24 protein-coding genes, 2 tRNA genes and 1 other RNA gene are annotated in these 26,317 nt (G+C 26.0%); 3 read left to right on the top strand and 24 right to left on the bottom strand.

What is annotated here, in order from left to right; all coding sequences use genetic code 11:
* The 17 genes from ACTT90_RS04615 to ACTT90_RS04535 all read right to left on the bottom strand — a co-directional run.
* Positions 1-347, bottom strand: a 347-nt coding sequence (locus ACTT90_RS04615; protein WP_440937655.1) for a hypothetical protein, incomplete at its 3' end; no start/stop codon positions are given.
* Positions 337-1,011, bottom strand: coding sequence for a cell division protein FtsQ/DivIB (locus ACTT90_RS04610; RefSeq protein WP_440937654.1), 675 nt, complete (start codon positions 1,009-1,011; stop codon positions 337-339). The genes ACTT90_RS04610 and ACTT90_RS04615, both read right to left, overlap by 11 nt.
* Positions 992-1,903 (bottom strand): D-alanine--D-alanine ligase, encoded by a 912-nt coding sequence (locus ACTT90_RS04605; RefSeq protein WP_440937653.1) that lies wholly within the window; start codon positions 1,901-1,903, stop codon positions 992-994. The genes ACTT90_RS04610 and ACTT90_RS04605 overlap by 20 nt, the downstream gene beginning before the upstream one ends.
* A 1-nt stretch (position 1,904) precedes the next feature.
* The gene (gene murB / locus ACTT90_RS04600; RefSeq protein ID WP_440937652.1) at positions 1,905-2,813 is read right to left on the bottom strand and encodes a UDP-N-acetylmuramate dehydrogenase; all 909 of its coding nucleotides are present in this window, start codon (positions 2,811-2,813) and stop codon (positions 1,905-1,907) included.
* A complete protein-coding gene (gene murC, locus ACTT90_RS04595) occupies positions 2,813-4,207 on the bottom strand; it encodes a UDP-N-acetylmuramate--L-alanine ligase (RefSeq protein ID WP_440937651.1) in 1,395 nt (464 codons plus the stop codon). Before murC ends, murB begins: the two co-directional genes overlap by 1 nt.
* Positions 4,204-5,262, bottom strand: a complete 1,059-nt coding sequence (locus ACTT90_RS04590) for a UDP-N-acetylglucosamine--N-acetylmuramyl-(pentapeptide) pyrophosphoryl-undecaprenol N-acetylglucosamine transferase (protein ID WP_440937650.1) — start codon at positions 5,260-5,262, stop codon at positions 4,204-4,206. The genes murC and ACTT90_RS04590 overlap by 4 nt, the downstream gene beginning before the upstream one ends.
* Positions 5,262-6,386 carry an FtsW/RodA/SpoVE family cell cycle protein gene (locus ACTT90_RS04585; protein ID WP_440937649.1) on the bottom strand — a complete coding sequence of 375 codons (1,125 nt, stop codon included), beginning with the start codon at positions 6,384-6,386 and terminating at the stop codon, positions 5,262-5,264. The genes ACTT90_RS04590 and ACTT90_RS04585 overlap by 1 nt, the downstream gene beginning before the upstream one ends.
* On the bottom strand, positions 6,364-7,680 hold the full coding sequence (gene murD / locus ACTT90_RS04580) for a UDP-N-acetylmuramoyl-L-alanine--D-glutamate ligase (RefSeq protein WP_440937648.1): 1,317 nt from the start codon (positions 7,678-7,680) through the stop codon (positions 6,364-6,366). The genes ACTT90_RS04585 and murD overlap by 23 nt, the downstream gene beginning before the upstream one ends.
* Positions 7,677-8,762 (bottom strand): phospho-N-acetylmuramoyl-pentapeptide-transferase, encoded by a 1,086-nt coding sequence (mraY, locus tag ACTT90_RS04575; protein ID WP_440937647.1) that lies wholly within the window; start codon positions 8,760-8,762, stop codon positions 7,677-7,679. Before mraY ends, murD begins: the two co-directional genes overlap by 4 nt.
* Positions 8,752-11,586, bottom strand: a complete 2,835-nt coding sequence (locus tag ACTT90_RS04570) for a UDP-N-acetylmuramoyl-L-alanyl-D-glutamate--2,6-diaminopimelate ligase (protein WP_440937646.1) — start codon at positions 11,584-11,586, stop codon at positions 8,752-8,754. Before ACTT90_RS04570 ends, mraY begins: the two co-directional genes overlap by 11 nt.
* Positions 11,587-11,615: 29 nt before the next feature.
* The gene (locus ACTT90_RS04565) at positions 11,616-13,298 is read right to left on the bottom strand and encodes a peptidoglycan D,D-transpeptidase FtsI family protein (RefSeq protein ID WP_440937645.1); all 1,683 of its coding nucleotides are present in this window, start codon (positions 13,296-13,298) and stop codon (positions 11,616-11,618) included.
* A complete protein-coding gene (locus tag ACTT90_RS04560; RefSeq protein ID WP_440937644.1) occupies positions 13,291-13,587 on the bottom strand; it encodes a cell division protein FtsL in 297 nt (98 codons plus the stop codon). Before ACTT90_RS04560 ends, ACTT90_RS04565 begins: the two co-directional genes overlap by 8 nt.
* The gene (rsmH, locus tag ACTT90_RS04555; protein ID WP_440937643.1) at positions 13,584-14,594 is read right to left on the bottom strand and encodes a 16S rRNA (cytosine(1402)-N(4))-methyltransferase RsmH; all 1,011 of its coding nucleotides are present in this window, start codon (positions 14,592-14,594) and stop codon (positions 13,584-13,586) included. The genes ACTT90_RS04560 and rsmH overlap by 4 nt, the downstream gene beginning before the upstream one ends.
* 18 nt (positions 14,595-14,612) lie before the next feature.
* Positions 14,613-16,073 (bottom strand): cell division protein FtsZ, encoded by a 1,461-nt coding sequence (gene ftsZ, locus ACTT90_RS04550; RefSeq protein WP_440937642.1) that lies wholly within the window; start codon positions 16,071-16,073, stop codon positions 14,613-14,615.
* A gap of 14 nt (positions 16,074-16,087) precedes the next feature.
* Complete coding sequence (gene mraZ / locus ACTT90_RS04545) at positions 16,088-16,543, bottom strand: division/cell wall cluster transcriptional repressor MraZ (protein WP_440937641.1); 456 nt, start codon at positions 16,541-16,543, stop codon at positions 16,088-16,090.
* Between the two features lie 159 nt (positions 16,544-16,702).
* An RNA gene (gene rnpB / locus ACTT90_RS04540) (RNase P RNA component class A) lies at positions 16,703-17,060 on the bottom strand.
* Between the two features lie 42 nt (positions 17,061-17,102).
* Positions 17,103-17,837 (bottom strand): N-acetylmuramoyl-L-alanine amidase, encoded by a 735-nt coding sequence (locus ACTT90_RS04535; RefSeq protein WP_440937640.1) that lies wholly within the window; start codon positions 17,835-17,837, stop codon positions 17,103-17,105.
* Positions 17,838-17,904: 67 nt separating this feature from the next.
* Between ACTT90_RS04535 and ACTT90_RS04530 the strand changes: the two genes are divergently transcribed.
* From ACTT90_RS04530 to ACTT90_RS04520, 3 genes are all read left to right on the top strand, one after another.
* Entirely contained in the window at positions 17,905-18,687 is a 783-nt protein-coding gene (locus ACTT90_RS04530) for an MlaA family lipoprotein (RefSeq protein ID WP_440937639.1), read from the top strand.
* A gap of 21 nt (positions 18,688-18,708) precedes the next feature.
* Positions 18,709-19,305, top strand: coding sequence for an MlaC/ttg2D family ABC transporter substrate-binding protein (locus tag ACTT90_RS04525; RefSeq protein ID WP_440937638.1), 597 nt, complete (start codon positions 18,709-18,711; stop codon positions 19,303-19,305).
* Between the two features lie 129 nt (positions 19,306-19,434).
* Positions 19,435-19,800, top strand: coding sequence for a hypothetical protein (locus tag ACTT90_RS04520; RefSeq protein WP_440937637.1), 366 nt, complete (start codon positions 19,435-19,437; stop codon positions 19,798-19,800).
* Here the strand turns inward: ACTT90_RS04520 and ACTT90_RS04515 are convergent.
* The 7 genes from ACTT90_RS04515 to ACTT90_RS04485 all read right to left on the bottom strand — a co-directional run bounded on the left by ACTT90_RS04515 (position 19,797) and on the right by ACTT90_RS04485 (position 26,249).
* The gene (locus tag ACTT90_RS04515; protein WP_440937636.1) at positions 19,797-20,933 is read right to left on the bottom strand and encodes a glycosyltransferase family 4 protein; all 1,137 of its coding nucleotides are present in this window, start codon (positions 20,931-20,933) and stop codon (positions 19,797-19,799) included. The genes ACTT90_RS04520 and ACTT90_RS04515 overlap by 4 nt on opposite strands.
* 27 nt (positions 20,934-20,960) lie before the next feature.
* A tRNA-Ile gene (locus tag ACTT90_RS04510) sits at positions 20,961-21,037 on the bottom strand.
* Between the two features lie 64 nt (positions 21,038-21,101).
* Positions 21,102-22,007 (bottom strand): hypothetical protein, encoded by a 906-nt coding sequence (locus tag ACTT90_RS04505; protein WP_440937635.1) that lies wholly within the window; start codon positions 22,005-22,007, stop codon positions 21,102-21,104.
* 46 nt (positions 22,008-22,053) lie between these two features.
* Positions 22,054-22,128, bottom strand: a tRNA-Val gene (locus ACTT90_RS04500).
* Positions 22,129-22,131: 3 nt separating this feature from the next.
* Entirely contained in the window at positions 22,132-23,949 is a 1,818-nt protein-coding gene (rpoD, locus tag ACTT90_RS04495) for an RNA polymerase sigma factor RpoD (RefSeq protein WP_440937634.1), read from the bottom strand.
* A 66-nt stretch (positions 23,950-24,015) separates the two neighbouring features.
* Positions 24,016-25,788, bottom strand: a complete 1,773-nt coding sequence (gene dnaG, locus ACTT90_RS04490; RefSeq protein WP_440937633.1) for a DNA primase — start codon at positions 25,786-25,788, stop codon at positions 24,016-24,018.
* Entirely contained in the window at positions 25,788-26,249 is a 462-nt protein-coding gene (locus ACTT90_RS04485) for a GatB/YqeY domain-containing protein (RefSeq protein ID WP_440937632.1), read from the bottom strand. Before ACTT90_RS04485 ends, dnaG begins: the two co-directional genes overlap by 1 nt.
* Positions 26,250-26,317: the final 68 nt, after the last annotated feature.

Raw genomic sequence — 26,317 nt, 5'->3', positions numbered from 1 at the left:
TTATTATTCTCTTGAACATATCTCCTTAAATCATTGAGCATATATTCAATGTTACTTTTTGAAATTATTTCATCAAATTTACTGTTTTTTACAGAAATATTTATTTCTGAAAAAAATTTTTCATCGATTATTAAATTGATTTTTTTTACAAAATTTTGAAATTTTTTTTCAATTTTCAGTATATTTTTTTTTATAAAATTATTTTTTTTTTCAAATAAACCGTCTTCATTTTCAGAAAATTTTAAAGTTTCACTAAAAATTTCTTTTTTATTCATGTCAAAAACAACTATTGAAAATTGTTTTTTTCCTTCAAAATAAAAAGTCTCTAAAGTTTTTTCAAAACTCATTTATAATAAGTTGATCTTTAATTCTCATATCAAAAATATTTTTTTTTAAAAAATTATTTTGTTTAGAAAGCTTATCATAATTATTTAAAATTTTAGTTATATTATCTTTTGGTAATCTTAATATTTTACCATTTAAAAATTCTATATCCCATCTCTTAGATGGAAAAAAATACAAGTTTTTGATATCTTCAAAATTTAAATTTGAAACTATAATTTTTTCTCTTAGTTTAAAAAAATCATCAATACTTGGTGAACCAAAAATTAAAGGTAATTTCATGTCGATAAAATCAGATTTAATTAATTTTTTATTAGATCCAATATAATAATATTTACCATTAACATTAATATTGGCTAGAAAACTTGCACTTTTAATATTGATAATTAATTCTGAGGGATATTTTTTATAAATTTCAAAATTTTCAACTAATTCATTTTTGAAAATAGAATTTGTGATTTCATCTTTTTGCAAATTAAAAATGTTTGAATTTCTCAAATTTTCAAGATCATATAGAAATTCTTTTTTATCAAGACCATTTGAATCATTGATATTAATATTAGTAATTTCAAATAAATTTACTAACTTTAAATTTTGATTGTTTATAGTTCCTAAAAATATAAATATAAAAACATAGAATAAAAATTTTTTACCTATTAATTGATGCATCTTTTAACATCCATTCAATTAGTTTAAAAAAACTCATTCCATAATATGCAGCTATTTCTGGTACCAAAGATAATTTAGTCATTCCAGGTTGTGTATTAATTTCAAGTAAATAAAACTTACCTTTAAAAAATTTGAAATCTGATCTCGTAACACCTCTGCAACCAATTATGTTATGGGCTTTCATGGAAATATTTAAAACTTTATTCAAATTTTTCTTTGAAAGTTCAACTGGAATAATATGTTTTGTTTTTGCACTTTTTTTATACTTTGCAACATAATCATAGAATTTCCTTTTTGGTTTTAACTCAATTGCACCTAATTTTTTTTTTCCTAATATTGCAACCTGTATTTCTCTACCACCAATAAATTCTTCAATCATAATTTTTTTATAACTTCTAAGTAATTCAATTTTTTTAAAAAAATTTTTTTTATTGCAAATGAAAACATTAACACTAGAGCCTTCATTTATAGGTTTAACAACCACAGGAAATTTAAGATATTTTTTTACTTTAGTGGTTAATTCTTTTTCATTTTTGTCATAAGAATAATTTATATATTTCGGAGTAAGAATCTTATTTTTTATAAATGTTTTTTTTGATATTTCCTTATCCATTGCTATTGCAGAAGCAATTACACCAGAATGCGTATATGGAATTTTAAAGTTTTCAATTATTGATTGAATATAACCATCTTCTCCAAATTGACCATGTAAAGCATTAAATATTATATCTGGTTTAAATTTTTTTACATTTTTTTCTAAATCATTATCTGGCTCACATATCTTAACATTGTATTTTTTTTTTAGTTCTCTTGCGACTTGTTTGCCAGTATCTAAACTGATAGATCTTTCTTTTGAAATTCCACCTGAAAGTATTAAAATTTTTTTTTTCAATTTATTTTAAAATTTTTATTTCTTTTTCAATCTTAATGCCTGTTTTATCAAATACTTGTTCTGATACATAATTAATCAAATTATTCATATCTTCAAATGAAGCATTGCCTTTATTAACAAAAAAATTGCAGTGTTTTTCTGATATACACGCATCTCCAAAACATTTACCAGTTGGAACAGACTCTTTTATTAATTGCCAAACTTTTTTATTTGTTTGAGCTATTGGATTTTTAAAAGTACTACCACCTGTTTTAATTTTAGATGGTTGTGCTGTCTCTTTTTTAATTTTCATCTCTTCCATTTTTTTTTTAATTATGTCTTGATCATTTTTTATTCCTTTAAATGTTGCACTTAAAAAAATAAAATCCTCAGATAAATCATTATTTCTATATTCAAAATTTATTTTATTTGATGGTATCGTTAATACTTCTCCATTTTTAGTAATTACTTGAATTGATAAAAGAACATCTTTAAATTCTGTCCCAAAACATCCTGCATTCATTTTAATTCCACCACCGACACTCCCAGGTATACAATATAAAAATTCTAATCCACCAATCGAATTTTCCATTGCAAATTCAGATAAAGATTTATCTAATACTGCAGCTCCTGCTATGATAGTTTCGTCAGAATGTAGAGAGATATTGTTGAACGTTTTTCCCAACTTAACAACTACACCATCATAAATGTCATCTGGGATAAGTGTGTTTGACCCAGAACCTAGTACAAAAATTTTTTCTTTTTCATTTATTGCTTTTAAAAAATTAATCAATTCTTTAAGATTTTCTGCTTTATAGAAAATTTTTGTCTTACCTCCAATATTAAACCAGGTTCTTTTTTTCAAATCATAATTAAATTTAATATTTTCACTAAATTTTTCTAATTGATTTTTGTAATTTTCTAAATCCATTAAATTAATTTTGGTAATTCTTTCATCCAACTTGAAATAGAACCAGCACCCATGCCAATAACAATTTTTTTACCATAAAAAGTTTGTTTTATAAATTTTGCAATTTGAAATTGATTTTCAACCGTAAATACTTTTACTTTAGAATTTTTAATTATCTCTTTTGCAAAATTTTGATAGTTAAAACTCAGTTTCATTTTTTCTCCTGCTGTATAAATTGGACAGAGAATTACTTCATCAGCATTTTTAAATGCTAGAGAAAATTCTTTCTTCAGATCGGTTAATCTAGATATTCTATGAGGTTGGAAGATACATACCTTTTTAAATCCTTTATAGACTTCCCTCACTCCATTCAAGACTTCTTTTATTTCAGTCGGGTGGTGAGCATAATCATCATAAAAATCTATTCCTTTATAAGTAAATACTTTATTAAATCTTCTCTGAACTCCTTTAAAACTTTTAAGTCCAAGTTTAATTTTTGTAACAGGTATTCCCACAGTCATTGCCACCGCTAAAGCCGCTACAGAATTCAAAATGTTATGATTTCCTAATAATGGCATTTTAATGCTTTTAATTAATATCTTTTTTTTATTTGGCAAATTAATACTTAAATCATACTCAGTAAAATCTGTGTTTCGTTTTACATTTAATATTTTAAAATTTGAATTTCTATTAAAACCATATGTATAGTAATTTTTATTTTTTAACTTTTTAATAATTTCTTTGTTTATTTTATCATCCAAGCAAATAAAAGATTTTCCAATAGAAGGAACTTTGTTTATAAAATTAATAAAGTAATTTTTTAAATCATTCATTGATTTATAGAAATCCATATGTTCTCTATCTATATTGGTGATTATTGAATAAGTAGGTGAAATACTCACAAAACTTCCATCAGACTCATCGGCTTCTAAAATAGACCAATCACTTTTTCCAAGCTTTGCAGAATTTTTAATTGAGTTAATTACACCGCCATTAATGATAGTTGGATCAATTTTAGATTTTTGAAAAATAGAGGTAACTAAAGAAGTTGTGGTTGTTTTACCGTGAGAGCCTACTACCACAATATTTTTATTTAAAGAAACTATATGAGCCAACATCTCCCCTCTTTTATAAATTGGTAAATTTTTCTTTTTAGCCTCTATGAATTCTGGATTATTTTTCTTAATTGCAGATGAAATAACTATTATTGTTGAATTTTTAATATTCTGCTTTTTTTGTCCAATATAAACGTTAATCTTATTTTGTTTTAATCTTTCAATATTTTTATTAGTAGAGATATCACTTCCTTGGATATTAAAACCTTTTCTTTTCATTATTATAGCAAGGCCACTCATGCCAATTCCACCAATCCCAACGAAATGAATTTTTTCTGTTTTAGCAAGTTCTATTTTCATGCAAATATATTAATTAATTTATTATTTAATTCTTTCCAAGAATTATTCTCATTAAATTGTTTTAAGTTATTTTTTTTTGTATTGTAATCATGTTTATTTTCGATGATTTTAAAAAGTAGATCATCAATTTCTATTTGATTCATCTCATTCTGATTTAAAATCCAACAACAACCAGTTTTTTCATAGTATTTAGCATTTTCCATTTGATGATCATCTACTGAATTTTTTAATGGTATTGCTAAAAAAGGAATACCTAAAGTTGCTATCTCTGCTAGAGAAGATGCTCCTGCTCTAGTTATGCATAAATCAGAATTCTTAATCAAATTAAAAAAATTATTTTCATAATTAAATACATAAGAATTTAATTCATTAGCTGAATAATATTTCTTTAAATTTTCCATATTTTCTAAACTTGTCTGGTGATTTATTTTAACTTCAATCTTTTTATTAATCTTAGTTAAAGATTCCTTGATAAAGTTATCAAAGATAGTTGCACCTTGACTTCCACCAAATATAGTAATTTCAAAAACATTGTCTTTTTTTAAATTTTTTTCAACATTATAAAATTCTTTTCTTATTAGAGGTTTGCTAATAATTTTTTTATCTGCAAATTTTTTTGGAAAATTTTTTAAATCTTTTTGATACAAGAAAATTTTTTTTGCAAAGTTTAAATAAAATCTATTAGCTCGACCCAATACTAGATTAGGTTCAAATAAATAAAGATCTTTATTTAATATCTTAGCGGCCAAGCAAACTGGAAGAGACATATATCCCCCTATAGAAATTACAATTTCTATATTTTTTCTTTTAATAACGTTTATTGATTTAATTATTAAAAAAAAAACTAATAACAAATTAAAGGGTAATAATAATAAATTCTTTAATCGAGGCGTATCAATTAATATAAACTTTTGATCAATTGGGAAATATTTTACTCCTCTTTTATCTGTGACTATTTCTAAATTAAAATTTTCTTTTAAGTGTTCAAGAATACTTAAAGCAGGCAAAATATGACCCCCAGTGCCTCCGGTTGATAATAAGATATTCTTTTTCACTAACTAATCCTTCTTTTAGTAAGATTTAATATAATCCCAGATAAAAGAGAAACACTTATAATTGAAGAACCACCATAACTTAAATATGGTAATGTCATTCCCGTAGTGGGAAACAATCTTATATTTACGCCAATGTGAATTAATGCTTGAAATAATATGAGGCTTATAGAACCAGTTAAAATTAATTTTATTTTTACATCATCCTCAAATCTAATTTTTTTGAACACAAAATAAATAAAAATTAGAAATATAAATAATATAAAAATTATTGATAACACTCCAAATTCTTCTGAGATTACTGAAACAATATAATCAGTATGCGCTTCAGGTACTTTATTTTTTAATATACCTTCTCCAAGACCTTTGCCAAAGAAACCTCCGCTGCTAATTGATTCTATTGCTTTATCTGATTGAAAGTTATGAGTTCCTGTTTCAGAATTAAAAAAAGATAAAATTCTCATTTTGATATAAGTAAATTTAGGAATAAAAACTACTAGATATAAAAACAATAATACAGATAACAAAGCAAAGATTAAAAAAAAATAAATATTAATACCAGATACAAAAACTAAAATTGCCCAGCAAGAGGAGATTAATAATGTTTGGCCTATATCTGGCTGTATTACAAGCAATAAAGAAACACTTAATGCTACTAACAAAGATATTAAATATTTAATACTTAAATTTAGTTGGTATTTACTGCACAATATCAAGGATACAATAACTACAAAAAATGGTTTTAATAATTCAACAGGTTGAAATCTTGGCAGCAAAATAAAATCAAGCCATCTTTTTGATCCTTTCACCTCAACACCAATAACCGGTACTAATATTAATAGCACCATTGAAATACCAAACATGAATATTGAAAATTGAAATAATTTATTTACATCAATTGAGGATAAAAATAAAATTATAGATAAACCTAAAATAATAAATATTGAGTGTTTAAAAAAGAAAGCAAAATCGTTTGTATTGAGTTTATTTGAGGCAACAAGAGAAGTAGAAACTAAAGAAAAAAATAATCCAGTTACAAACAATATTATAATTATTGAAAAAATTGGTTTATCTAAATTTTTCCACCAACTATAATAATGTTTTCTAATAGAGCTTAAACTTACCATCAAATTTTGTTTTGATTAATTTGTTAAAATATTCACCTCTTTTCTCAAAATTTTGAAACTGGTCAAATGATGCTGCAGCGGGACTAAAGAAAATAACCTTTTTTTTACTTAAATCCTTCTTAATATCAAAAACTAAAATATCTAACAGTTTTCTCAAATTGGGTGAAGATTTTATTATAAATTTGTCGTTAAACTTTTTTTTAAAAACTTTTATATTGCTCCCAAAAACATAAGTTCTAAAATTTTTATAATATTTTTTTTTTAACAAAAATTGATCATTCTTTTTAGGAATTCCACCTACAATCCAATATATATTTTCTAAATTTTTTAAAACAGATTCAGAGGAAGCAAAACTTGTTGACTTAGAATCATTAATTATCTTAACTTTATTATCATCATAAATAATTTGTTGTCTGTATTTTAAACCTTTAAATTTATTTAAAGTTTTAAAAAAATTAATCTTTTTAAGTTTTAATTTTTTAATTATTTCAAAAACTATAAGGAGATTTTCAAGATTACCATCAGACTTAAAATAGTCATTCTTCAAGTTATCTAATAAAGATAAATCTTTCAAACTTTTTGTTTGAATTTTAACAATTTGTGATTTTGATTTAATAGACTTAATTTTTTTCTTAATATTTTTGTCGTCATAGTTCAAAAATGAGTAAGTGCCGTAATTTTGATTTTTAATAAGTTTAAATTTTGCATCTATATATTTTCTTAAAGTACCGTGTCTGTCTAAATGATCAGGTGTGATATTTAAAATAACACCATGTGTGGTTTTAAAATACTTACTATATTCAAGTTGATAAGATGAGGCTTCAATTACAAATAATGTATTCTTTTTTATATTTTTCTCTGAAAGAATTGGTTTACCAATATTACCAGTTAAGCGTACATCTTTATTTTGATCCTTGAAAACTTGATAAAGAATTTTTGCAGTTGTAGATTTACCATTAGTTCCAGTAATTGTAATTGATTTATTTCTATAAAAAAAATAAAAAATATCTAAATCAGTAATTATTTCTTTTTGATTAACTTTAAGAAATTGTTTTAATTTGCATTTTTTTATATCAATTCCAGGACTTATTATAATGTGATCAAATTTATTTTTTAATATCTCATTAAATTTAAGAGATTTTTTTTTAAAATCTTTTTTTAAAGTTAAGTCATCATCAAAGACATAAATTGAATTTTTTTTATTTTTTAAAAAATTTATAGTAGCTCTTCCACTTTTACCGAGCCCATAAATTAAAATTTTTTTATTAAAAAAAAAATTCTTATTAGCGATCATCTTAATTTAAGTGTAGCTAATCCAATCATAGCTAATATTATGGAAATTATCCAAAATCTGATCACAACAGTAGATTCGGGCCAACCTTTTTTTTCAAAGTGATGGTGTATTGGAGCCATTCTAAAAACTCTTTTACCAGTTAGTTTAAATGAAATTACCTGTACCATAACGGATACTGCCTCAAGAACAAATAAACCTCCTGTTATTGCTAAAACAATTTCGTGCTTAGTTATAATTCCTACAGCACCTAACGAGCCACCTAAAGATAGCGATCCCGTATCACCCATAAATATTTTTGCTGGAGGAGCATTAAACCATAAGAAACCTAAACAAGATCCAATTATAGCTCCACAAAAAATTGAAACTTCACCTGTTCCCTCGATATAAGTTAGTTGCAAATACTCAGCAAACACAATGTTTCCAGTTATATAACTTATAAATGCAAAACAAACTGCAACAAGAATAACCGGAACAGTTGCCAAACCATCTAATCCATCAGTTAAATTAACTGCATTTGATGAACCAACAATAACAAAGACAGCGAAAGGAATAAAAAACCAGCTTAAATTAATCACTAAATCTTTAAAAAATGGAAAATATAAATTTGATAAATCATCATTATCTATGTATTGAACTAAAAATATAATCCCAATTATAGCTAACATTACTTGAATGATAATTTTGGTTTTTGATGAAATCCCAGAAGAATTTTTTAATTTAATTTTTTGATAATCGTCATAAGCACCAAGTGCTCCAAATGAAATAACTATATATAAAGAAAATAAAACGTAGATATTTGTTAAATCAGACCACATTAAAACAGATAAAACTAAGCCAATTAAAATTATTAATCCTCCCATAGTTGGTGTTCCTATCTTTTTAACTATATGTTCTTCTGGTCCATCTTCTCTGATAGGATTAGTAATTTTTCTGTTAGAAAAAAGTTTTATGAAAGGATTGCCTATAAACAATACAATTACTAATGATGTAAAGACTGATAAACCAGTTCTAAAAGTTAAATACTTAAATACATTTAAAAATGTAAATGTATCAACAAAATTTAAAATAAAACTATAAAACATGACTGTGTTTCTTTTTTAGTTTACTTAAATAATTAAATAAACCCGTAGAATTAGATCCTTTTACCATCAAAAAATCATTATTCTTTAAATCATAAAACATAAGTTTAGATAACTCCGAATCATTTTTAATAATCTTGCCTTTTTTGCTCTCTGGTATTTTTTTATAAATTTCCAAAATATATTTTCCCATCACATGTAATTTATTAAATGAAATTTTATTAATAACTTTTGACATATCTTTATGAAGTCTTTTTGAATGTTTTCCTAATTCAAGCATATCACCTAAAATGATATTCTTTTTACTTGGATTAACCTTAATACTATTATAGTTCATTAAAGATGATTTAAGAGAAAGTGGATTTGAATTATAACTTTCATCAATTAAATTAATTTTTTTATTATTTAATTTAATTTTTGTCACATCTCCTCTACCCTCAGTGTTCCTTACATTAAGAAAAATATTTTGATTTAATTTTGTAATATCAAAATAAATATTCATTATTGTAAGTGCATTTAGAATATTGCTTATCAAATTTGTAAAATTGTTTTTTACAAAGAAAATTTTTTCTTGATTATTAATATCAATAAGAAGTTTATATTTATTATTTAATTTTAATGTTCTTTTTAGAAAAACATTAGCTTTTTTATTTTTGATGGAAAATGAATAAATATTTAGTTTTCTTTTTTTTGCTAATTTTTTATGAAAATTAAAAAATTTATCATCTCTGTTTAAGACTATATGTCCATTTTTTTTAATATTATTAATGATCTCTCCTTTAGCACTAGCAATTCCATTAATATTTTTGAAATTTTTTATATGTGCATAACTAATATTTGTAATCACACCTATATCTGGTTGAATTATTTTAGTTAAGAAATCAATTTCTCCTTTTTTATCCATACCTGCTTCAAGTACTCCAAATTTATCATCTTGGTTGATATTGATTAAACTTAAAGGTACTCCGAATTTGTTATTAAATGATTTTTTGGCAAAACTAGTTTTGTAAAATTTTTTTAATGTTGAGCCTAATAAATCTTTTAAAGAAGTTTTTCCGTTGCTTCCTGTTATAGTAATCAGTTTTGTATTTAGATTTTTTCTATATTCTTGAGATATATCTGTGAGAAAACTTAGAGTATCTTTAACCTTAATTTGTCTTGATGATTTAATATTTCCTTGAGTTTTATTAACTACAACTAACGAAGCTTTTTTATTTAAAACATCAGCTAAAAATTTATGACCATCATTTTTTTTTCCTTTAATTGCAAAAAAAATATCATTTTTCTTTACCTCTTTAGAGTTAATTGTAATTTTATTTAATTTTATTTTTTTATCTAAAATTTTTGTTTTTGATTTTTCTAGAATGATATTTAGCTTTAAATCATTCGATAAAAGTCTATTTTTTTGTTTTATAGATTTTAAAATTTCTTTCTTATCTGAGAAAAATTTAATTTTATTCTTGTAAGTTTGAGTTTCTTCATGTCCTTTACCTGCAACTAAAAGAATTTCACCACTCTGTAAATTTTTAATTGCTTTATCAATTGCCTTTCCTCTATCACTAAACTCAAAGATACTTTTACTCTTAATTCCTCTTTTTATTTGGCTTCTGATTAAATTAGGATTTTCATTTCTAGGATTATCGTCAGTTAAATAAATTTTATCAGCAAATTTAGATGCAATCTTACCCATCAATGGTCTCTTGAGCTTATCTCTATCTCCACCACAACCAAATAGTAAAGCAATATTTCTGTGTGGAAATTGATCTTTTATATTAGTTAAAACAGTTCTTAAGGCATCTGGTGTATGAGCATAATCTAAAATTACTTTTGAGTTATTCTTCATAACACCAACTCTTTCTAATCTTCCATTTATAGATTTTATATAAGGTAAAATCTTAAATATTTTGTCATAAGATAACCCACTTTGAGATGCAGCAATAATTGCTAAAATTAAATTCTTAATTTGTATTTTTCCAATTAAATTTATTTCAACTACGTAGATTTTGCTCTTAATTTTAAACTGAAGAATTTGCTTATCTCCATCATAATTAATACTTTTTAAAAATATTTTTGATTTTTTATTTTTTTCAGAAAAATCAATTAAACTTAGATTTTTTTGTTTAGAAACTTTCTTTATTAATTTGTATTGAGGAATTGATTCATCAATTATCACGAACTTTTTTTTATTAATTAAATTCTTAAATAAATACAATTTGGCATTTAAGTAATCTTTCATTGTTTTGTGATAATCTAGATGATCATGTGATAAGTTAGTAAAAATTCCAATGTTAAATTTCAATCCATTTAAACGATTTTGATCAAGACCATGGGATGATGCTTCCATTATAACATCGTTAATCTTTTGTTTCTTCAAATTGGATAATTTTTTGCTTAAATCTAACGCATCAATTGTTGTATTTGGCAACTTATGAAAAGCTTTATTTGTTTTAATTCCTAATGTCCCAATTGAGGCTACTTTTTTATTATTTAATTTAAGTATTTGAAAATAAAAATCAGCAACTGAAGACTTTCCATTAGTGCCTGTAACTGCTATTAAATTTTTAGGTATATTATTATTTAACTTAAATGAAAATTCAGCTAGTAATTTTCTTATATTTTTAGAGTAGATAAACAAAACATCATCTTTAAAACCTGTGAATTTTTTCTCATAAATAATAATTTTTGACCCTCTTTTAATTGCATCCTCTATGAAATTATGACCATCAAATTTGTTTCCTTTAATTGCAAAAAAAATAAAATTTTTTTTTATTTGCGAACTATTAAAAGCAATATTAGTGAAAGAATAATTTAGATATTCTTTTCTCAAGTTAGGGATAAAATCCTTAAGATACATTGCTAATTAACTTCTAAGTATTTTGTGGCTAAAATAGGCCCAATCTTATCCATAATTTGGCCAGTTGCTTCAACAGTTGTCCAACCAGCTGTATTTCTAGGTGTGCCTTTAAGTTTAAACCCTGATCCATCTCTATAATGATATACATAGTCTTTATTAATAGCAGTTTCATCAAACATGACTGCCATCACAAATTGTGGTTTAGATGTTGGAAAAACAGAAACAAAAGTGTTCACTTTTTTGTTAACATATTTTCCATTTAAAATTTTATTTGCAGTTCCTGTTTTACCACCTATTTCGTAGCCACTTACGTTAGCTTGTTTTGCAGTACCTTCTTCAGTAATTTTTCTTAAAATTTTCAAAACTTTTTTTGAAGTTTCATCATCTAGGATTCTTTTTTTCTTATTCTTATTATTCTTTTGGATTAAAGTTGGTTCAATATAATATCCTCCATTTGTAATTATTGAATAAGCTTTAGCCAATTGAATTAAAGTAGTAGTAATACCATGCCCAAATGAAGCCGTTGCCAAAGGGCACTTTCCCCAATTAAATTCTAGTGGTTTCCCAACTTCATCAATATCAAAATCAATTTTTTGCAAAATACCAATTTTATTTAAAAAAGACTTGAAATTATCTATTCCAATTTTTTGTCCTATTTTTACAGATCCAATATTTCCAGATTTTATTAAAATCTCTTCAGTAGTTAAGTTTGGTGAAATTTTTTGATCATATTCTCTTATTGGAAATCCAGCACATATAAGTGTTTTAGGCAAATCTTTGAATTCAGTTTCAGGTTCAATTAATTTTTCATCAATAGCTGCTGCTATAGTAAATGTCTTAAAAACAGAGCCGAATTCGTAAACTCCTTTACTAACTCGATTAATATAATTTTTATCTGTTATTTGTTGTCTTTTGTTCAAATCAAAGTCAGGTAATGAAGTAAAAGCTAATATGTCACCCGAATTAATATTCATTAGTATTGCGGCACTACCTTTAGCATTAAATATTTCATTATATTTTTCTAGTTCTTTTCTAATTAAATATTGAATGTCTGTGTCTACAGTTAATTTTAGAGGTTCAAGCCTATTTTTAAGATCATCATCATAAGATTTTTCTAGACCAGAAATACCGATATTATCATCATTAATTTGACCTAAAATATGACTAAATAAATTTTTTTGCGGATAAAGTCTGGTTATACTTTCTCTAGGTTTAATTGATTTATCTCCTAATTTCATCAATTGTTCATAATTTTCTTCCGAAATTTTCTTTTCAAAATTAAAAAATTTATTTTTGTCTATTCTTTTTTTGACTTCATCATAATTTTTTTCAGGAAAAATATATTTTAAATTTATTAACAATTTTTTCTCATCAATTATTTCAGAAGGATTAATTCCAATATCTATTGATCTTACAGTTTTAACTAAAAAGTTATTATTTCGATCTACTATATCAGCTCGATATAACTCACTAATAAGTAAATCATTTTTATTTTTTTCTAATACTTTTGATTGCCTAGAACCTAGGTGGAGTAAGTGGATAGAAAATATAATTGAAATTAATATTAAAATAAAAAAAATAAAAGCAACTCTATTAAAATCAATCTTCATTTCAGCTCTTTTTTTATTATATGAAAAATTGTACTGGATATCTTCTATTTCAAATCTATTATTCTTATTAGTCATCTATCTTTAAAATTGTTTTAATTTCAATATTATTTTCAATAACTTGAAAATCCTCTAATTTTTTTTGAATTAATTCTTCTTCAAAAAATTTTGTTTGATATTGAATTAATTTTTCAGCTGAACTTAGATAGTTGTATTCTAATACCAAATCACTTAACTCTTTTTTTGAAATTCTAATATTTTCTCTTTTTGTAAAAATTTGATCCTCTAAATTTTTTGTTGAATTTTTAATTAAAGTTGTTGTAACGATTAAAAATAAAATTAAAAAAATAATCCAAAATTTTTTCACAGATTATCTCCCAATTTTTCAATTTCTAAAAGATTTTTAAATTCTTTAACAATATTTGTTTCAAAATCATAAATATCTATCATCTTTTTTGCATATCTTAACTTTGCAGATCTTGAGGGTGGATTTTCTTTAATTTCTCGTGCTGATGGCAGAATTGGTTTCTTCTGATTTAAATTAAATATTATATTTTGATCATCATTCTCGGGCAAATATCTTGAAATACTTTTTTTTTCTGACAAACTTTTAAAAAAATATTTAACTATCTTATCTTCTATTGAGTGGAAAGTTACTACAGCTAAAATTCCATCTTTTTTTAAAACTTTAGTTGCATTTATTAATCCAAAAATTAGTTCGCTTATTTCTTTGTTCACAAAAATTCTTAAAGCTTGAAAAACTTTTGTTGAATTATTTATCTTATAATTTTTTTTTCTTTTTGTTGTTTCAATAATTTGAACAAGTTTAGGTGTGTCTATTATTCCCTTTTTTCTCTCTTTGGCGATGTTCCTTGAAATGAACTTTCCTTCAATTTCATCACCAAAAAATTTAAATATTTTTGTTAAACTATCTTCATCTAATTTATTAATTACATCTTTTGCTGAAAAGGAGTTTAAACCCATTTTCATATTTAGTTCACCCTTAGATAAAAATGATAGTCCTTTTTTTGCATCTTTAATTTGCAAAAAAGAATATCCAAGATCAAAAATAATACCTTTTATGTTTTCATTTTTTAATTTTAAGTTTGATATTTGACTGAATCTTAAATTTTTATATAAAAATCTATCTTCAAATTTTAACTTAATTTCTTCAGCTATTTTTTGTGTTTCAATATCTCTATCTAAAGAAATGACTTTTGTTTCAGGAAAGTTTAATATTTTTTTTGTATAACCGCCTTGACCAAAGGTACAGTCAATAAATGTGCCACCTTGTTGAGGGGTAATAACGCTAATTATTTCATTAAGCAGTACAGGATAATGTTTTAAATCATCCTTTACTATGATGGCTTCCATTTATTTTTTTGAAGACCATTAATTTTTTTGTCTTCTTAAAAATGCAGGTATTTCCAGATCATCTTCTTCATATTCATCTTCTAGTAATAATGCGTCTGATTTTTCATTACTTTCCGATGTGTTAAACAAATCTGGCTCATTCATATCCACACCAAACTCTTCCAGGCTGTTTGACTGTGTATCTAAACTTTCATCTGATCGCTCAATATTGTTTAAAGCTTCACTTGTAAATGATGTTTCTTCATCAAGTTTTGAACTTTCTTCCACTATATTTTGAGCTTCTATATTTGAGGAAATGTTCATTTCTAGAGAATCATTTCCAGCCATAAGGCTCTTTTGATCTTCAACTATTTCATTATCAATTTTCAATGCATTAGCCCCATGTGTAACTGGATTTGAAGATTGATTAGAGAATGTAAAAGATGCTGTGCCCATATTTGAAAAATCAGAATAGCCAGGGTTTCTATTTTGAATTCTGTGCACCATATTAATAACTGATTTTGCTTCAGGTTGTTGTCCGTCTAAAGATGTTGCAACAATTGAAACTCTCATTTTACCATCTAAATCAGAGTCTGTAATTGCTCCAATAATTAGCTCTGCCTCTGGATCAACTTCTGCCCTTACTTTATTAACAGCTTCATCGACTTCAAAAAGTTTTAAGTCTTTTCCGCCTGTTATGTTAACCAATAATCCTTTTGCACCTTTTAAAGTATAATCATCTATCAATGGATTACTTATTGCCATCTCTGCAGCTTTCAGAGCTCTTCCTTCTCCCTCAGCTTCGCCTGTTCCCATCATAGCTTTACCCATTGATGCCATTACTGTCTCAACATCAGCAAAATCTAAATTTATTAGTCCAGGTCTTACCATTAAATCTGTAATACTTTGAACACCGTGCATTAAAACATTATTTGAAAGATTAAAAGACTCTTCAAAAGTAGTTTGTTCGTTAGCAATTTTAAACAAATTTTGATTTGGAATAACTATAATTGTATCAACATGTTTTCTAAGTTCTTCTAAACCTTGTTGAGCTCTTCTCATTCTTGAGGGACCTTCGTATAGGAATGGAAGAGTAACTACACCAACAGTTAAAATATTTAATTCTTTAGCAGCTCTTGCAATTACGTGTGCAGCACCAGTGCCTGTTCCTCCACCCATGCCTGCAGCAATAAAAACCATGTTTGCACCTTGTAATGTATTTACAATTTCATTCAATGACTCATCAGCAGCAGCTTGACCAATATCTAATTTTGCACCAGCTCCTAAGCCTTTTGTAAGATTAAGACCTAATTGAATTTTAGTTTTAGCTTTACTCATTTTAAGATCTTGAGCGTCTGTATTAACAGCAATAAATTCAACTCCTTGAAGATTATTATCAATCATTTCGTTTATTGCATTACCACCTGCTCCTCCAACTCCTAGAACCAAAAGCCTAGGCTGTAGCTCCTTAATTTCTGGTGTTTTAAAATTTATAGTCATCGTTATTTCCCCCGTTATTTATTTAATTGCTGCTCCCATTTAAGACTCGCTCGATTTAAATTTGATTTTTTTCTAGCTGTTGCCTTAAATTTTTCAAAAAGTGCTGGTTCCCAAATTTGGAAAGTTTTTCCTTGACCAACAAACATCATGCTTTTTTTAATTTTTGCATGTTTTAATAATTTTTCTGTTAGAGAAATTCGTCCCTCACTATCAAACTGTAAGTTAATACTTTCAGATAAAACTGAAGTAGCAAAAACATCTCTTTTTTCATCGAATGGATTTAAATTATCTATACTATTTGAAATTTTTTCAATTCTATCTTGAGGCCATGCCTCAATTGATTGATAATTAAATGAAGGAAAACAAATAACACCGTTATAGCCAAGATTAGATAAATAGGATCTAAAACTTGCAGGCACTGAAACCCTTCCTTTTTTGTCTATATTGTTTTCGTAGCTCGATAAAAACATAACTCATTTTTTTTATAAATTCCAATATTTGGGAATTTTTGGGATAATATGGGATATATAATATAGAGTCAATAGCCTGTTAATACATTAAATAATTGATTCTTAACCATAAAAAAAGTGAATCAAAACGTGAACATTTAAAATTGGAGATTTGTTGAAGTTGCCAGATAAACTATAAGCCGGGTTCTGTCATTTAAATTTACCATTTGTCTAGGCTTAAGATCACTCTTAAGCTCAAGCAACTAACCCTGATGACTAGCTAAGGACAGCTTTTAGTTTTTCAACATTGTCATCTCTACTTAGTCTTGCTCCCAGTGGGGTTTTCCAGCGTTCCTTGTTACCAAGAGAACCGGTGTGCTCTTACCACACCTTTTCACCCTTGCCATGATATGGCGGTTTATTTTCTGTGGCACTATCCCTAGGGTTGCCCCCGCCAGGCGTTACCTGGCACTGTATCCTTTCGGAGCCCGGACTTTCCTCTTTTATTAAAAATAAAAGCGGCAAATCATTTATCTGGCACTGTTAAATTAATACATTTTGAAATTTATTCAACTTAAGATTATTTGGCTTTCAAGATTTTTTTTGAAATTAAAAAACATTCATGATCAATTTTACTATTAATAATTTGGTTTCTATATTTTCTCTGAAAAGCAGCAGTTAAGATTTTATTAGATTTTTCTTCACTATATTTAGGTATTCTACAGTATCCAATCTTATATAAGTTTTTGATAAACGCTTGCTCTAATTTTTTATTTACCCTGACTTTTCTTGCTTTTTTTAATTCATTTAAATCCAAACTATGCCAATTAATTATCTTATGCTTTGCTAGAATAGACCAAGGAAATTTTTCTCCTGGATCTTTCTTTCTATCTGGTGCTATATCTGAGTGACCTAAAACATTTTCGATATTAATATTAAATTTTTTTTTTAAGTCTTTAATTAAAAACAATAAAGATTTAACTTGTTTTTGACTGAAAGATTTATAACCATGATCATGACCTGGATTATTTATTTCAATTCCAATTGAGTGTTTATTCAAAGATTTAAATTTTTTCCATTTAGATTTTCCAGCATGCCATGCTGTGTAACTGTCTGGCACCATTCTAATTACATTTCCATTATTTTTAATGAAATAATGACAGCTGACTTTTGAATTATAATCCAATAATCTTGCAATTGCCTCTGATTCTTTTTTCATTCCTGTGTAATGAATGATTATAAATTTTATTGAAATTTTAGGCCTTTTTTTAGTATCGAAATTAGGAGAATAGTTGTTATTTATTATTAAAGCCATATTTTTGGCTATTTTTACCTTATTTTGTTAATTTACATATATAATTAATATATTATATAGACGGAAGATGATTAAAAATTTAATTTATACTTCTGTAGTAGCTACAGGCTTAATTTTAAGCACCGTATCTGGGGCGAATGAAAAAATTTTAGAGAAAAATGACCCATCAACAATTAAAGATTGTCATGAGGGTATAAATAGAGCAGTTTTTGCAATTAACAAGGGTCTTGATAATGTTATCTTCGAACCAGTAGCTAGAGCATATAGAGTTTTACCAAACCCAGTTAGATCAGGAGTGAGCAATTCTCTTGAAAATTTAAGTAGTGTAGTAACAATACCAAATAACTTATTACAAGGAGAATTTAAGAAAGCAGGAATAAATACAGGAAGGTTCGCAATCAATACAACTTTGGGTATTTTGGGTTTTATTGATGTTGCTGAAAAAATTGGATTTGAAGAATATCAAAAAGAGGATTACGGGCAGTCACTAGCTGTTAATGGAGTTGGTCCAGGTTGTTATTTAGTTTTACCTGTTCTAGGACCTTCAACTTTAAGAGACACAGGTGGATCATTGATTAACCTTATAGGTGGTGATGCTTGGTATAATGTCACTGTAAAAAATGATACACAACATTTTGAAGATGGTGATTATGTAGCTTCAAGATTGGCTGCAGGTATTGATTTTAGAGCTAAGAATATTGAGTCTTTTGATAATCTTGAAAAAAATGCTGTTGATTTTTATGCATCTGTTAAAAGTTTGTACTTACAAGATAGACAGCAAAAAATCTTAAATTCTAATGGGATAATTGAAGCAATGGATGATTCCGATTGGGATGATATCGAGAACTAGAAATAATATATTTATTAAAATATGAGAGATAAACTTATAAAAATTTTAACATTATTAATTTTTACAACTTTTTTTAATCTTAATGCTCATGGATTAGAACCAGATGTATTTGTTCAATCAACAGTTAATAGAGCAGCAGATACACTAGGTGGAAATTTATCAAAAGATGAGAGGATAGTTGAATTAAAAAAAATTGCTGCTGATACAGTTGATATAAAAGGAATAGGTTTTTATTCACTGGGAAAACATAGAAAAAATTTATCAGAGGAAAAGATTAAAGAATATTCGGAAGTTTTTCATGAATATTTTATGACCAGTTTCTCTAGCAGACTAGCAGAATATTCAAATCCAATTATTGAAGTAAATTCAAAAGAAAAAATTAACGAAAATTATACAATTGTGTCGAGCACTTTAGTAGCAACAGAAAAGAGACCAGAAATTAAAATTGAATGGAGAATTTACACGAAGAATCCAGACAAACCATTAATAAGGGATCTAATAATAGAAGGACTAAGTTTAGCTAGAACCCAAAAAGAGGAATTTAATTCTATTATTCAAGGTGCAGATGGAAACATAGATGCACTTTTAAAAAATCTAAAGAACTTCTCTAATGAGTAATCTTAATTCTTTGTGTTAAGGAATAGAATTAATTCAAAAATAGCCTTTTTAGTCTCTGGTATTTATTCTTTAATTTTCGTTATTTTTTCAATTTATAAGGGCATAATCTTATATTTTGTCCAAAAAGCCATGGAAGACACTTTTGTTGGTGGAGAAACTTCTGACTTATCAATTACATTGTGGTTTTTAATCGCGGGGATAATGAGCTTTTCTACTTTTATTTTCTTTTATTTTATTAAAGTTAAGGATCTAAAAAGTCAGAAAATTATTTTAACTGGAATCTCTTTTGCTTGGTTATTTATTTGCATATTTCAAATAATAATTTTCAAAAACTATTTTTATTATGCTATTTTTACTTTAGTGCCTTTAATAACAAACTTTTTTGCTCTGAGAAATTTAAAAATTGAAATAATTAGGGAATTGAATAAAAAAGGTTTATCAGAAAAAGAAATACATTTATTACAACTCTTGGCAGGAATCAAAAAAGATAACTAATTATATGCATCTTCTTTATTGATAAATTTTAAAATTTTGTCAGTAGCTTTTTGCCATGTAAATTTTTTCGCGAATTCAATACTGCTTTTATTTTTAAAATTATCTCTACTCTTATTTTCTATTAAATGAATAATGGTATTTGACATACCGTCAATATCATAAGGATCAAAAATATGTCCTATTTCCCCAAAAACTTCTGATAATGATCCTCTATTAGACAAAATTAATGGCACACCAAATGCTGCTGCCTCTAAAGGAGGTAAGCCAAAACCCTCATAAAACGAAGGATAAAGAAAACATAACGCTGACTTATATATTTCAAAAAGATATTCATCTTCAACATAACCTGTAAATACAATTCTATCTTTTAAATTTACTGAAATTTTTTTTATTTCTGAGAAAGAATTTCCCCAACCTTTTTCGCCAACTATTACTAAATATAAATCTTTTTTTTCTAATATATTTAATGTTCGCTCAAAAACTTTAAGAGATGTCAAAAAGTTTTTACGAGGTTCAATAGTTGACAAACAAAGGACATAATTTGCATTTTTTGGGATATTAAGAAAATTAAGAGAATTATTGTTATTTAATTTGTTTTCATTAAAAATCTGATTATATAAATCATCTCTTAAACCAGGATAAAAAATTTCAATTTTATCACTAGAGATTTTTGATAAATTTAACAAATCATCTTTGGTTTTATTTGAAATACATAATCCATAAGTTTTTTCGTTTATAGAATTAATCAGTTGTTTTTCAAAATTTTTATTTTCTTTGTTTAACTCAGGACAAAAATGAAATGAAAAATCGTAAAAAATTTGAAAGATTTTTGAATTAGGGATTTGATATAAAGATTGATCAGCAGGATGAAATGGCATAAGAAAATTTATTTTTTCTTCACCAAATTTAATACTTGATTTTTCTAAACAGTTTGAGAATGGATGGTTTTTATAAAATGTTTGAAGAATTTTTTCAAAATTAGGTGCAGATATAATCTTTAAATCTACATTCTTATTAAGTAATAAGTTATTACATATATTTTCTATTACAAAATAAATTCCAGTTCTTGCTAGCCTATTTTGAATAGCCATTCCTAAAACGTTACCATCAATTAATATTTTTGTATTTTTCACGCTTTAAGAAATTTTATATATTATTTATGGTGGGCCCGCCAGGACTCGAACCTGGGACCAATACATTATGAGTGTACTGCTCTAACCAACTGAGCTACAGGCCCAAAATAGATAATGCAACTATTTATCTTAATAAACTTATTCTTACAAGTGTTTAAAATTTTTTACTTAATCCTTTATAATAAATTGTGGAGCTATATGGGGAGGAAATGTTAAATCCATGAAATCTCTATTGATCAAATATGGCAATATGTACAATTCACAATTTTGATCGATAAATCCTAAATTAAAATTTACATGCTCACATTTTTGAAATTTTGTTTTAATAATAGTGTCATCTTTAAATCTTAGGTCAATTATTTGTGTACCTTCATAAGATTTTTTATTTTTAATAACATTTTCCATTTTATAAATACCAAAACCTCCAAAAGCAGAATTAACCTTTATTGGATCTTGATTGATATCAAATGAATAGGTCTTTTTTTTTACATAATCATCTCCTACTTCATTTAAAATTTGTGGAGTTATTTGTTCGGTAGGTAAAACTTTTACACTAATATTCTGAAGTACTTCTGCCCAAAAATCATTTTTACAATATTTTTCGTCCCTTAATGTCCACATATCGTAGTAGGTACCTAATTGATTTGCAAAGATTCCAGCAATATTTTTTTTTGAATATAAAAACTCTAAAGATTTTAAAATATTTTGATTGTCGATTTTATATTCTCCCATGTCATCAAAATCTAAGATAACCAATAGATCACAATTACTCAGATTGGGTTCACTTTTAATCTTTTCAATTATCTTATTTCTGGCTTTTTCAAGTCTTTCACCTCTTGTCCTGTATTGATTTAATTCATCTTCAAACAGGTAATAACAGTTAGGAGTTTTTTGTGATTTTAATATGTCTTTAGTTTTATCTTTTGAACCATTTTCAATTATGATTTGATAACTCTTTTCAAAAAGTGAGGCATAATCATTTAAGTTATTGAGCGTTTTTTCTAAATACTTTTCACAATCTCTCGCACATCCAGCAAAAACTACTTTTTTATTTTTAAAGTTATTTTTGAGCATTATAATATTTTATTAAATTAACAAATTTTTAGATTGATTAAAAGGTTGGTGGGCCGTGTTGGTTACGCTCCAACTACCCCTGCAATGTCAATGCAGTACTCTACTATTGAGCTAACGGCCCAAATTAACTTTCTAAGAAACTTTTTAATTGTTTAGATCTGCTAGGATGTTTTAACTTTCTTAATGCTTTGGCTTCTATTTGTCTTATTCTTTCTCTTGTTACAGAAAACTGTAGCCCAACTTCTTCTAGAGTATGATCGGTATTCATTCCAACGCCAAATCTCATTCTTAAAACTCTCTCTTCTCTTGGTGTGAGAGTTGATAATATTTTTGTAGTAGCCTCTCCCAAGTTTGATTTAATTGCTTGTTCTAATGGAGCTAAAGCTTTTGTATCTTCAATAAAATCTCCAAGACTACTATCGTCTTCATCTCCAACTGGTTTTTCTAATGAAACTGGTTCTTTAGAAATTTTTAAAACTTTTCTAACTTTATCTAAAGGCATTCTTAATTTTTGTGCTAACTCTTCAGGAGTTGCTTCTCTACCAAACTCACTTAAAATTAATCTTTGAGTTCTAACTATTTTGTTTATTGTCTCAATCATATGAACCGGGATTCTAATTGTTCTTGCTTGATCAGCAATAGATCTTGTTATTGCTTGTCTAATCCACCAAGTTGCATAAGTAGAAAATTTATAACCTCTTCTGTATTCAAATTTATCAACTGCTTTCATTAGACCTATATTTCCTTCTTGTATTAAATCTAAAAATTGTAGACCTCTATTTGTATATTTTTTTGCAATTGAGATAACTAATCTTAGATTAGCTTCAACCATTTCTTTTTTGGCAATTCTAGATTCTTTTTCACCTTTTTGAACTCTGCTAACTAATTTTTTAAAATCAGTTACAGACATGCCTAATTTATAACTGATTTCTACTAATCTATCTCTTATATTTTTAAATTCATTTTTATGTTTAGAAAAGAATTTTTTCCATTCATCATTTGTGTCTAAAAAACTTTTCAAATTTGGATTAATTTCATTTCCAACATAAAACTTTATAAATTCATTTCTTGATATTTTTTGATCAATTGCCAAACGTAATAAATTACCTTCTAAAGAAATAATTTTTTTATTTTCTACATAATGTTTTTGAACAAGTTCCTCTAAAACTGAAGGAGATAATTGTAAAGTTTTTATATTTTCTAAAATATCATTTACTATTTTTTCATAAGTCTTTTCTTTTGCTGATGAAAATGAAACTGAATTTAATACACACTCTAGTTTGTCCTTCTGATACTTTATAAGTTTGGTGTATTCTTTTGTAAGTGTTTCAACTGTTTTTAAAACTTTTGGTTTAATTTCTGTTTCCATCGCAGCAAGCGTGGGGTTGAAATCATCATCTTCATTTGTCTCAGAGTTTTCATCTTCGCCAGAATTTTTTTGTTTTGCACTTTGCCCTGTGTTTTCATCTTCCATATAATTTGTATCAATATCAATTATTTCTCTAACTAAAATTTCATCTTTATTTAGTTTTTCATGCCATTCAAAAAATTGTTGGGCTGTTATGGGACTTTGAGATAGGGCAATTAACATCACATCTTTCCCCGCTTCAATTCTTTTAGCTATTGCAATTTCGCCTTCTCTAGATAGGAGTTCAACACCTCCCATTTCCCTCAAGTACATTCTTATAGGGTCATCACTTTTTTCAATGGTTTTCCCATCTTCTTTTGGAGACGACTCTTTTTTTCTTAATGATTTAAAATCTGATTTTTTTTCTACTAATGAAATATTTTCATCTAATATATGAATAAATGCTTGGGATAAATTTTCATCTGAGAGATTTCTTTTTCCAAGAGATTTACTTAGCTCTTCGTAAGTTATAAACCCTCTATGAGTTCCCCGACCCATCAGTCTAGCAAATGATTTAGTAATTATTCTTTCCACAGTAAAATATTTGAAAGACTTATATAATCTCTTAAAAGCAAAAATCCATTATTTATTTTCAAAAAATTAATTGATATTTTGTCTTTTTTTAAGCTCTTTTAGCTCATTAAAAGTATCTTCACTAAAATCTTTAGAAAATCTCGACTCCAATTCTTGGATTCTGAACTCCAAGTCATAATTATTTAAATCTCTCTTTATGTCTTCAAGAATTTCAATAACCTCAAAATCATTATCAATTTTTTTTTTAAGTATATGCTTAATTGGTGCAAATCGATTTATTCTATCAACTATTTGATTGTCTAGATCTAAATTTTCCAGATTAAACTTTTCCTCTTGTTTTAATTTCTCAAATATAGAATTAAATATTATTTTATTTTCGTCTGAAAATATTTTTACATCATCTAAAAGACTAATATTTTCCTGAAAAGTATTTGATTTATTTATCATTAAATAAAGAAGAGAAAACTCTTTTAGCTCAGCACCACTAAATTGTTTGCTTTCTTTAAAACGTTTTTTTGTTTCCTCTAAAGATTTAATTTTTTTTGTAAATCTTGTTTTTTTTTGTGATTGATGTGGTGTCAATTCTGAAATTTTCTCTAAAAAGTATTCTAATACATATTTTTTGATTAACGCGTCTTTAATGCTATTTGCAATATTTCTTAATTTTTTTTCAAATATAGCTAAAGATGAAGGATCATTGTTTGTTTGTTGCTTATAATGATTAAAAATAAATTGATGAATTGATAGTTTACTATTTTTTGAAAAATCTAAAAAACTGCTTTTTCCATTTTTATTAACATAGCTATCCGGATCTTCATTTTCAGGTAAAAATAAAAAAGAAATCTGTTTATCGGGTTGTAATTCTATAATTGAATTTTCTGCTGCTCTTAAAGCAGCTTTGTATCCACTCTCATCACCATCAAAACAAATTATAATATCATCAAAAAATTGGTTTAAAGTTAAAATTTGTCTATCAGTCAAAGATGTTCCTAAATTTGCAACTACATTTTCAATTTCATTTTTATTTAAACCAACAACATCCATATATCCTTCTACCAAAAATATATTCTCTGACTTATTGGAAAGTTTTCTAGCAACATCTAAATTATATAAATTTGATCCCTTTTTAAAAAAATTTGTTTCAGGTGAATTAATGTATTTTGCTAGGTAATCTTTCTTTTCAATTATTCTTCCACCCAAAGCAATTGGTTGTCCAGACAAATTATTTATTGGAAAAATTATTCTATTTCTAAATCTTTCCACTAACTTATTTTTTTTATCATCAATGAAAAATAATCCCGTTTCTAATAAAGCGTTCTCTTTAAATTCATCTTTAAATTTTTCAATAAAAGTAGAATTATAATCAACAAAACCAATCTTAAATTTTTTTACAATTTCTTTTCCTAAAGATCTATTTTTTAAATAATCTCTAGCATTAGAATAAGTTTCATTTTTTAATAATTCATTATGATAATAATCAACGTAACGTGAATAGATCATTGAATATTCTTTCCACTTCTTCTCTCTTTCTTCATCTTGTTTGGAAAACATATAAGGTTGCATACCTGCTATATTAGCTAAGTATCTAACGGCTTCACCAAACTTTAAATTTTGGGTTTTCATTACAAAATCAAAAATATTCCCATGTTCTGAAGTAGCAAAACAATGATAAAATTCTTTTTCATCATTTACAGTAAATGAAGGTGTTTTTTCATTTTTAAATGGAGATAAGCCAACAAATTCTTTTCCTCTTTTTTTTAGATCCACTGTTTTTGAAACAACAGTTGATACTTTTAATCTTGATTTAATCTCATCAAGGTACTCTTTGGGATATTTCATTACTTATTTAATAATTCTTTTATTAAAGAGCCTGCTTTTACAAAATCTATTTCATCAGAATGTTCTTTTTTAAGGGCACCCATCACCTTGCCCATGTCTTTAACTGAGGTGGCTCCAGTTTTTGAAATTATTTGCTCACAGATTTTTTTTGTCTCTTCTTCGCTTAATTGTTTTGGTAAAAAACTTGTTAAAATATCATGTTCATTTTGTTCAACTTCCAAAAGATCTGTTCGATTATTCTTTTTATATATTTCAATCGATTCGGCTCTTTGTTTAACCATCTTCTTTAAAACTTTTTTAATATCGTCATCATCAGTTTCTTTTTTATTCGGGCCTGATCTATTTGTGATATCTAAATCCTTAATAGAAGATAAAATTAACCTGTAAGTTGAGATTTTAGATTTATCTTTAGCTTTAAGGGCATTTTTATATTCAGTTTCGATTGTTTCTTTCAAAGACATAATTTTTTTAATCTACTTGAAAGATAAAAATGGTCAAAAGAAAAAATTGTTTTTTCACAGTTTTATAA

Source organism: Candidatus Pelagibacter sp., assembly GCF_052049935.1.
Classification (GTDB): domain Bacteria; phylum Pseudomonadota; class Alphaproteobacteria; order Pelagibacterales; family Pelagibacteraceae; genus Pelagibacter.
This window is presented reverse-complemented; position numbering and strand designations above follow the sequence as displayed.